A 10,780-nucleotide genomic window follows, 5' to 3' on the forward strand; every position below is an offset into this window, starting at 1 on the left:
AACGACACCATCCCGCCACGCCCGGCCAGACCGCGCGCGATGGCCTGGCTCCGCAACGCCACCACCCGCGCCGCATCCTCCAACGACAACGCCCCGGCTACGTGCGCGGCGGCGATCTCACCTTGCGAATGCCCCACCACCGCGTCAGGACGGACACCGAACGACTCCCACAACCGGGCCAGGGCCACGTTCACCGCGAACGACACGGGCTGCACAACGTCCACCCGCTCCAGCGGGCCGGTGAGCGCCTCCTCGAACGACCAGTCCACGTACGGCTCCAGGGCCGCTCCCACCTCCGCCAGCGCATCGGCGAAGACCGGGGACGCGCCGGCCAGTTCTTCCGCCATCCCGGCCCACTGCGCTCCCTGGCCGGGGAAGACGAAGACGGTCTTGCCGGTGACGTTCGCCGTCCCGGTGACGGCGGCCGGGGCCGGAGCGCCCTGGGCCAGCGCTTCGAGTGCGGCCGCGGCCTCCTCCCGGTCGGCCGCGACGACGACCGCGCGCTCGTCCAGCGGGGCGCGGGCGGTGGCCAGGGCGTGCCCGATATCGGCAGCCGTGAGGTCCCCGCGGTCCGCGACGAACGAGGCGAGCCGCGCGGCCTGCGCCCGCAGCGCTCGCGCGCCGCGCGCGGAGACCGGCCACACCACGGCGGCGGGCTCCTCGTCCGGAGCGGAGGCGTCCGCGACGGCGCCGGGGGCCTCTTCGATGATCACGTGGGCGTTGGTGCCGCTCACCCCGAACGACGACACCCCCGCCCGGCGGGGCCGATCGGCCTGGGGCCAGTCGCGCGTCTCGTCCAGCAGCCGCACGCCGCCCGCCGACCAGTCGACCTCCGACGTCGGCTCCTCCGCGTGCAGGGTCCGGGGCAGCACGCCGTGGCGCAGCGCCTGCACCATCTTGATCACGCCCGCCGCGCCCGCCGCCGCCTGGGTGTGGCCGATGTTCGACTTGACCGATCCCAGCCACAGCGGCCGGTCGTCGGGGCGGTCCCGGCCGTAGGTCGCCAGCAGCGCCTGCGCTTCGATCGGATCGCCCAGCCGCGTGCCCGTGCCGTGCGCCTCCACGGCGTCGATCTCGGCGCCCGTCAGGCCCGCGCCGGCGAGCGCCTGCCGGATCACCCGCTCCTGCGACGGCCCGTTCGGCGCGGTCAGGCCGTTGGACGCGCCGTCCTGGTTGATCGCCGACCCGCGCACCACCGCCAGCACCTCGTGGCCGTTGCGGCGCGCATCCGACAACCGCTCCAGCACCAGGACGCCGACGCCCTCCGACATGCCGAAGCCGTCGGCGGACTCCGCGAACGCCTTGCAGCGCCCGTCGGCGGCCAGCCCGCGCTGCCGGCTGAAGCCGATGATGCCCTCCAGCGTGGACATGACCGACACCCCGCCCGCCAGCGCCAGCGAGGACTCCCCCGACCGCAGCGACTGCGCCGCCAGATGCAACGCCACCAGCGACGACGAGCACGCCGTGTCGACCGTCACCGCCGGACCCTCGAAGCCCAGCGTGTAGGACACGCGGCCGGTCAGCACGCTCGCCGCGTTCCCGGTGACGAGGTATCCCTCGTCCGCCCGGCCGCGCGCCCCGCCGGTCCCGTAGTCCTGGCCGTGCGTCCCGACGAAGACGCCGGTAGGCGTTCCGCGCAGGGACGTCGGGTCGACCCCCGCGCGTTCGAGGGCCTCCCACGACACCTCCAGCAGCAGCCGCTGCTGCGGATCCATCGCCAGCGCCTCGCGGGGGTTGATGCCGAAGAAGCCCGCGTCGAAGTCGGCCGCGCCGCGCAGGAAACCGCCGCCCCGCACGTAGGTTCCGCCGGGCGCGTCGGGATCGGGGTCGTGGACGCCGTCGAGGTCCCAGCCGCGATCCGTCGGGAAGCCGGCGATGGCGTCGCCGCCCTCGGCGACGAAGCTCCAGAGGTCCTCGGGCGAGTCCACGTCGCCCGGGAAGCGGCACGCCATGGCGACGATGGCGATGGCGTCCCCGTCCGGACCGGGCGTAGTGGTCGGCGCCGCCGCTGCCTCGGGCGATGTCCCGGACAGTTCGGTTCGCAGCCGCTCGGCGAGGCGGGCGGGTGTCGGGTGGTCGAACACCAGGGTCGCGGGCAGGCGCAGGCCGGTGGCCTCGGACAGCCGGTTGCGCAGCTCGACCGCCGTGAGCGAGTCGAGACCGAGGTCCTTGAAGGCGCGTCCGGGCTCGACGGCGTCGGCGCCGCTGTGCCCGAGCACGGCGGCGGCCGTCGCGCGGACGACGTCGAGCAGGTCGGCGGGCGCGGCCGCGTCCGGGCCGGCGGACGCCGCCGCCTCCGGCCGCCGGGGCCGGGCGGGTGCCAGGGCGCGCAGCAGCGGGGGCGCCTCCCCGGCGGCGCGGACGGCCGCGAGGTCCAGCCGGATCGGCACCAGCGCCGGCCGGTCGCTCTCCAGCGCGGCGTCGAACAGCGCCAGGCCCTCTTCGGCGGTCAGCGGGCGCGTACCGGAGCGGGCCATCCGCGCCAGGTCCGTGCCGGAGAGGCGGCCGCCCATTCCGGCTGCGCCGCCCCACAGTCCCCACGCAAGGGAGACCGCGGGAAGGCCCTGCTCGCGGCGGTGCCGGGCGAGCGCGTCGAGGAAGGCGTTCCCCGCCGCGTAGTTGCCCTGCCCGGGACTGCCGAAGGTGGAGGACGCCGACGAGTACAGGACGAAGGCGGCCAGGTCGAGGTCTCTGGTGAGTTCGTGCAGATGCCAGGCTCCGTCCACCTTCGGCGCCAGGGCGGCGTCCCATTCCTGCGGGCCGAGCGAGGCCAGGACGCCGTCGGCGACGACCCCGGCCGCGTGCACGACCCCGGTCAGGCGGTCCGCGACCTGCCCGACGGCCTCGGCGAGGGCGGCCCGGTCGGCCACGTCGGCGGCGACGGATCGCACCTCCGCCCCGAGATCGGACAGTTCCCGGACCCATTCGGCGGGGGCGCCCGTCCGGGACAGCAGGACCAGCTCCGCGACGCCGTGCGCCCGCACCAGGTGCTCGGCGACGAGGCGGCCGAGACCGCCCGTCGCGCCCGTCACCAGCACGGTCCCGCCGGCCAGCCGCGACCGCTCCGGCCGGGCCGGGAGCGGCGCGCGGGCCAGCCGCGGCACGAGGACGCGCCCGTCGCGCACCGCGATCTGCGGTTCTTCGGGGATCAGCGGCAGCGCGGCGGCGACCGGCCCCTCACCGGGATCGTCGGTGACCAGGGAGGCGAACAGGCCGGGGTGCTCGGACTGCGCGCTGCGGAGCAGGCCCCGCACCGCCTCGTGCGCCGGGTCGTCCGGCGAGGTGACCACCAGGAGGCGGGCGGACGCGGCGCGCGGGCCGTCCGGCCAGTCGCGCAGCAGGCGCAGGGTCTCCCACCCCACCGCGCGGACGCGCTCGGGCAGGGGCCGCCCGGCGTCACCGCTCCCGACGCGGTGGACGACGACGTCCGGCGCCGCGTGCCCGGCCTTCCCCGCCGGGACCCACGCGACCTCGAACAACCGGTCGCGCGCCCCGCCCGCCGCGAACCGGCCGGGGTCGAGCGGGCGCAGCGCGAGCGACTCGACGCCGACCACGGGGACGCCCGACGGGTCCGCGGCGCTGATGGCCACGGTGTCGGGCCCGGTCGCGGTCAGGTGGACGCGCAGTGCGCGGGCACCGGTCGCGTGCAGGCGCACGCCGGACCAGGAGAAGGCGAGGCGCGGCCGGTCGGGGTCGGGCAGCAGCGCCGCGGCGGCGATCGGGTGCAGGGCCGCGTCGAGCAGCGCGGGATGCAGGCCGAACCCGTCCGGGTCGGCCTCCTCCGGCAGCCGGAGCTCGGCCCACGCCTCCCCGTCGCCCGCCCAGACGGCCTGGACGGCGCGGAAGGCGGGACCGTACTCGACGTTGAGGCTCTCGTAGAAGCCGTCGAGGTCCAGAGGGCGCGCGTCGGCAGGCGGTGGCCAGGGGACGGCGGCGCCCGGCCGGTCGTCCTCTCCGAGCGTCGCGGTGGCGTTCTCGGTCCACTCCCCGTCGGGCCCGCTGCGGGTGTGGACGCGGACGGACCGCTCCTCCACTCGGACCTGGACGTCGAGCGCCCCGCCCTCGGGCAGCACGATCGGCGTCGAGCCGGTGAGCTCGGCGACGGCCGGGGCGCCGCGCAGGGCGCCGATGTGGTGGAGGACGTCCAGGAGCGCGGTGCCCGGCAGCAGCACGGCCCCGGCCACCCGATGGTCGGCGAGCCAGGGGTGGTCGCGTTCGGTCAGCCGCCCGGTGAACACCGCGCCGCCGGAGCCGGCGAGCGGGACGACCGCGTCGAGCAGCGGATGGCCCGCGGGCTCGGGCCCGGCCGCCGGGCCGTGGGCGGGTAGGAGCCAGTACCGCTCGCGCTGGAACGCGTACGTCGGGAGCGCGACCCGCCGCGGGTCGGATCCGGCGAAGACCGCCGTCCAGTCGACCGGCACGCCGCGCACGTGGAGTTCGGCGAGGGAGAGCAGGAAGCGCCGCAGGCCGCCGTCGTCGCGGCGCAGCGTCCCGACCGCCACGGACGGTTCCGTGACGATCTCCGCGATGCTCGGCACCAGGACGGGATGGGCGCTGACCTCGACGAACGTCCGGAACCCGTCCTCCGTCAGCGCTTGCACCGCATCGGCGAAACGGACTTGCCGCCGCAGGTTGCGATACCAGTAGCCGCCGTCGAGTTCGGTGGTGTCCAGCCAGCGTCCCTCCACCGTGGAGAAGAACGGCACCTTCGATGCTCGCGGAGCGATCCCGTCCAGTAGGTCCGCCAGCTCGGCTTCGATCGCCTCCACGTGCGAGGTGTGCGAGGCGTAATCCACCGGGATCCGCCGCACCCGCACACCCTCGGCCTCAGCCCGAAGAATGAGGTCGTCCAGCGCACCCGGCTCACCCGCGACCACCACCGACCCCGGCCCGTTGACCGCCGCGACCTCCAACCCACCGGCCAACCACGACGAAGCCTCCTCGACCGGCACCGCCAACGACACCATCCCGCCACGCCCGGCCAGACCGCGCGCGATGGCCTGGCTCCGCAACGCCACCACCCGCGCCGCATCCTCCAACGACAACGCCCCAGCCACGCACGCCGCCGCGATCTCACCCTGCGAATGCCCCACCACCGCGTCAGGACGGACGCCGTGCGCGCGCCAGACCTCGGCGAGCGCCACCATGACCGCGAAGGCGACCGGCTGCACGACGTCCACGCGGTCCAGCGGCCCGCGCAGCGCCTCGGTGAGCGACCAGTCCACGTGGGCGGCGAGCGCGTCGGCGCATTCGGCCAGCCGGGCCGCGAAGACGGGGGACGTCTCCAGCAGTTCCGCGCCCATGCCCGCCCACTGCGTCCCCTGCCCGGGGAAGACGAACACCGTCCTGCCGTCGACGTCGGCGACGCCGGACACGACGGTCGGCGCCGGCTCGTCCGCAGCTAGCGCGCCGAGGCCGGCGAGCGCCTCGTTCCGGTCGGCCGCCACGACCACGGCGCGGTGGTGGAGCACGGCGCGGGCGGTGGCCAGCGAGGACCCGAGGTCGGCCGGCCGCGTCTCGGGGCGTGCGAGCATGTCGTCCCGCAGCCGCTCCGCCTGCGCGCGCAGCGCCGGGACGGCGCGGGCCGAGACCGGCAGGACCACCGCCTCCGGATCGGGCGCCAGGGCATCGGCGGCGGGCGCGGCGTCCGGCCCCTGTTCGATGATCACGTGGGCGTTGGTGCCGCTCACCCCGAACGACGACACCCCCGCCCGGCGCGGCCGGTCCACCTCGGGCCACGCGCGCGCCTCGGTCAGCAGCCGCACACCGCCCGCCGACCAGTCCACCTGCGTGCTCGGCGCGTCCACGTGCAAGGTCTGGGGCAGCACACCGTGGCGCAGCGCCTGCACCATCTTGATCACACCGGCCACGCCCGCCGCCGCCTGCGCGTGCCCGATGTTCGACTTCAACGACCCCAGCCACAACGGCTGATCGGCGGGACGGTCCCGACCGTAGGTCGCCAGCAGCGCCCGCGCCTCGATCGGATCCCCCAGCCGCGTCCCCGTCCCATGACCCTCGACGGCATCGACATCGGCGGCGCTCAGACCCGCATTGGCCAGCGCCTGCCCGATCACCCGCTCCTGCGAAGGCCCGTTCGGCGCCGTCAGACCATTCGATCCACCATCCTGGTTCACCGCCGAACCCCGCACCACCGCCAGCACCTCATGACCATTGCGGCGCGCATCCGACAACCGCTCCAGCACCAGCACGCCGACGCCCTCGGACCAGCCCGTCCCGTCGGCGGCCTCGGCGAACGCCTTGCACCGGCCGTCGGCGGCGAGGGCGCCCTGGCGGGTGAACTCGACGAACGAGGTGGGCCGGGCCATCACCGCCACTCCCCCGGCCAGGGCGAGCGAGGACTCCCCCGACCGCAGCGACTGCGCCGCCAGATGCAACGCCACCAGCGACGACGAGCACGCCGTATCGACCGTCACCGCGGGACCCTCGAAGCCCAGCGTGTAGGACACGCGGCCGGAGGCGACGCTGCCGGAGTTGCCGGTGCCGAGGTAGCCCTCAAGGTCGGCGGGCACCTCGGCGAGGTCGGTGGCGTAGTCGTGGTACATCAGGCCAGAGAAGACCCCGATGTCGCGGCCCCGCAGGGACGTCGGGTCGATGCCCGCGCGTTCCAGGGCCTCCCACGACACCTCCAGCAGCAGCCGCTGCTGCGGATCCATGGCCAGCGCCTCGCGCGGGGAGATCCCGAAGAAGCCCGCGTCGAAGTCACCGGCGTCGTGGAGGAATCCGCCGTGCCGGGTGGCGGTCCGCAGGGAGTCGACGTCCCAGCCGCGATCGGCGGGGAACTCCGTGATGGCCTCGCCGCCGTCGGCGACGAGCCGCCACAGGTCCTCCGGCGAGGCGATCCCGCCCGGCAGGCGGCAGGCCATGCCGACGATCGCGACGGGCTCGCCGGACAGGGCGTGCGGCACGGCCGCGTCCCGGGTGGCGGGCTCGGCGAGCAGCGCCGCCCGCAGGTGGCGCGCGACGGCGAGCGGGGTCGGATGGTCGAAGGCGAGCGTGGCGGGCAGCGGCAGCCCGCAGGCGGCGGCCAGCCGGTCGCGCAGGGCGACGGCGGTCAGCGAGGTGAGCCCGAGGTCGCGGAACGCCGCGTCGGCCGGGAGGTCGCCGCGAGCTTCGAGCAGGTCGGCGACCGCCGTCCGGACCAGGTCCGTCAGCAGCCGGTCGCGGTCGGCCCGGCCGGGCAGGTCCAGCAGCCGGCGGCGCAGGTCCGCGGCCGCGCCGTCGTCCGCGGCCACCGGACGGGCCGGGGCCTCGATCAGATCGCGCAGGGGGGCCGGGACCCCGTCGGCGCGCACCGCCGCCGGGTCGAGGCGGAAGGCGGCGAGGCAGGTCTCCTCCGAGGCGAGGGCCGCGTCCAGCGCCGACATGCGGGCCCGGGCCGTCAGACGCCCGACGCCCGGCGGCGGCGGACGGTCGTCGCCCTCGACGGGTCCCAGGGCCAAGGACAGCGCGGGCAGCCCGCCGGCCGCGCGGCGGCGGGCCAGCGCGTCGAAGGAGGCGCCGAGGGCGGCCTCCTCCTCCCCCTCGCGTCCTGCGGCTCCGAGCAGTCCCGTGGCGGGGGACAGCAGCACAAACGCGTCGAGGTCGTGGGCCGCGGTCAGCTCGGAGAGGTTCACCGCCCCCGCCTGGGCGGCCTCGGGGTCCCGTCCGCCGGGCGCGTGGACGACGGCACCGATCGGGCCGCTCGCGGCGAGCAGTGCGACGAGGGCGTCCCGGTCGGCGGCGTCGTCGGCGATGGTGGCGACATCGGCTCCGTGGGCCACGGCCAGGTGGCGGGCAACGGCCGCGCCGAGTTCGCCGTCGGCGCCGGTGACGAGCACGGTCCGGCCGGCCCCGATCGGACCGCGCGGGGACGCGTCCGGCGGCGCGGCGGCACGGACGGCGCGCGGCACCAGGAGGACCCCCGAGCGGACGGCCGCCTGCGGTTCCCCCGCGGACAGCGCCTCGGCCGCCCACCGCTCCGGGTCGGCCCCGGAGTCCAGGTCGAGCAGCGTGAACCGGCCCGGGTTCGCGGCCTGAACGCCGCGCACCGCCGCCCACACGGCCGCCTGGGCGTCGTCGACCGCGGTGCCGGTTCCCTCCGCGGTGACCGCCCCGCGGGTGACGACGACCCGGTGGGCGCCCGCCACGCCGTCGCCCGCCGCCCAGGCCGCGAGCCGGGCGGAGAGCTCGCCTGCGTCCGTGTCCGCCGAGGTCACCACCAGTTCGGGCCGCGCGTCTCCCGTGCCGGAGCGGCCCGGCACCGAAGGAAGCGGGATCCAGTCCAGGCGGAACAGCGACTCGTGGCGCCCGCCGCCCGTCGCGCGCAGCCGGGCGGGACGCTCCAGCAGCAGGCGGCGCGCGACCTTGCCGGAGGCCGTGCGCGGGACCTCGGCTATCTCGTACAGCTCCTCGGGCACCTTGAAGTAGGCGAGGCGCTCCCGGCAGGCCGCGAACAGCGCCTCGGGGTCCAGTCCCTCGGGCCCCGGCACGACGAAGGCCACCGGAACCTCTCCGAGCACCTCGTGCGGACGGCCCGCCACCGCGACGTCCGCGACGCCGGGCCGCCCACGCAGGACCTCCTCCACCTCGCCGGGGTGGATGTTCTCCCCGCCCCGGATGATGAGCTCCTTGATCCGGCCGGTGATGGTGAAGTAGCCGGCGGCGTCGCGCCGGGCCAGGTCGCCGGTCCGGTACCAGCCGTCGCGGAACGCCTCGGCGGTCTCCTCCGGCCGGCCGTGGTACCCGACCATCACGCTCGGGCCGCGGACCCAGACCTCGCCCTCCTCCTCCGCCCCGACGTCGGTGCCGGTCTCGGGATCCACCAGCCGCACGCCGAGCCCCGGCACGGGCAGCCCGCACGACCCTTCGACGCGGGCGCCCGTCGGCCAGTTGATGGTGATCGACCCGCACGTCTCGGTGCTGCCGTAGGCGTCCAGCAGCGGCGCGCCGAAGGCCTCCTCGAACGCGCGGCGCAGCGCCGCCGTGGTGACCGCGCCGCCGACCAGGCACATGCGCAGGTGCGGCGCCGTGAAACCCTCCTCGCGCGCGGCCCGGACGAGATGGTGGTACATCGTCGGGACGCCCGCGAGGAAGGTGCTGTCGTCCTCGCGGAGCGCGCCGAGCACCTCGCCCGCGCTGAAGCCGTCCAGGATGCGGGCGGTCGCGCCGACCGCGGTGACGGCGAGCACGCACGCGATGTGCGAGAGGCTGTGGAACAGCGGCAGCGGCCACAGCACGCGGTCGTCGGCGGACAGGCCGGGGACGGGCACGTAGCAGGCGGCGACCGACCACAGGCAGTTGCGCTGGGTGGAGACGACGCCCTTGGGCCGTCCGGTGGTTCCGGAGGTGTAGAGCATCCACGCCGGCTCGTCCAGGCCGAGGTCGTCGCGGGCGGGCGTGCCGGGCTCGGTGCCGGCGAGCGACTCGAAGGGCACCGCCGCGGGCAGCGCCTCGGGCGGCGCGTCGCCGGTGACCACGACGGCGACGTCCGGCCGCCCGGCCAGCACCCGGGCCAGCGGCGCGGCGTGCGCCGGGTCGGTGATCACCAGCCGGGCGCCGCTGTCGTCCAGCAGGTAGGCCAGCTCGGCCTCGGTGACGCGCGGGTTCACCGGGACGCCGATCGCGCCCGCCCGGACCAGGGCCAGGTAGCCCTCCACCGTCTCGACGCGGTTGCCGAGCAGGAGGGCCGCGCGGTCGCCGGGCTGCAGCCGGCGTTCCGCGAGATGGCCCGCGAGGCGGCGGGTCCGCGTGTCCAGTTCGGCGTAGGTGACGCCGCGCCGGGCGTCCCGGAAAGCGATCTTCCGGGGCGCCCGGCGGGCGTGCTCGTCCAGCAATTCGGGCAGTGGCCGAATCAGCTCCGTGCGCAGCATTCCGGCGCATCCCCCAATGCGAAGTGACGGTGCGGAACCGCCCGCAAGAAATGTGCCGGCGGCTGCGCCCAGTCTCATCAAGGAATGGTCGGGACAATCCCCTAACCGCCCCCCTAAGGTTCCTTACTCACGTCCGGACCGGGGGACGGGGCGGGGTCAGCAGGCCGAGCAGGTCGGCGGGGCTGCGCAGCACCGCGTCCGGCCGTTCGGCCAGCAGCGGCGCGGGGTCGCTCTCGCCCCACAGCGCGGCGATCGCGCCGACGCCGGCGGCCCGGGCGCTGCGCAGGTCGGTGACGGCGTCGCCGACCATCACCGACTCGTCCGGGCGGGCGCCGAGCAGGCCGAGGGCGCGCTCGACGATGTCGGGCGCGGGTTTGGGCCGTGCCACCTCGTCCGAGCCGATCACGTGCTCGAAGTACCCGGCGATGCCGAGGACGGCGAGCAGCGAGCGCGCCCGGGGCCCGCTCTTGCCGGTCGCGACGGCGAGCCGCAGGCCGCGCCGGCGCAGCCCGGCCAGCAGCGGCCCGACGCCCTCGAAGACGGTGACCTCGCCGGCGAGCCGGTAGCTCTCCCGGACGAACGGCTCCTCGATCTCGGGCGGCAGGCCCATGATCCGCATGATGTCGGGGAAGTAGCGGCCGAGGTGCCGGCTGTACTCCTCGAAGGGCGCCGGGCCGTCGCCCATCACCTCGGCGTAGGCCGTCTGGAACGCCCGGCGCATCACGTCGAAGCTGTCGACGATGACGCCGTCCAGGTCGAAGATCACCGCGCGCACCGCGGGGCGGCCCCTGACGCCGTCAGACATGGCCCGCCCCCGCCGCCACCGGCGTCCGGGCCGCGGGCCGGGCCGAGTCGTACAGCCGGCCGATCGCCGCGATCATCTCCCGGGCGCGGGCGACCGCGGCGCCGCG

2 protein-coding genes are annotated in these 10,780 nt (G+C 76.3%); both read right to left on the reverse strand.

Annotated elements, in window-relative coordinates; genetic code table 11:
* On the reverse strand, positions 1 to 9,869 hold a 9,869-nt coding region (locus ABZ914_RS37680), incomplete at its 3' end, for an SDR family NAD(P)-dependent oxidoreductase (RefSeq protein ID WP_500199182.1).
* 127 nt (positions 9,870 to 9,996) lie between these two features.
* Positions 9,997 to 10,674: an HAD-IA family hydrolase gene (locus tag ABZ914_RS37685; RefSeq protein WP_500199183.1), complete on the reverse strand. Its 678-nt coding sequence runs from the start codon at positions 10,672 to 10,674 to the stop codon at positions 9,997 to 9,999.
* Between the last annotated feature and the right edge of the window lie 106 nt (positions 10,675 to 10,780).

This window comes from Spirillospora sp. NPDC046719, from assembly GCF_040645715.1.
GTDB lineage: Bacteria > Actinomycetota > Actinomycetes > Streptosporangiales > Streptosporangiaceae > Spirillospora.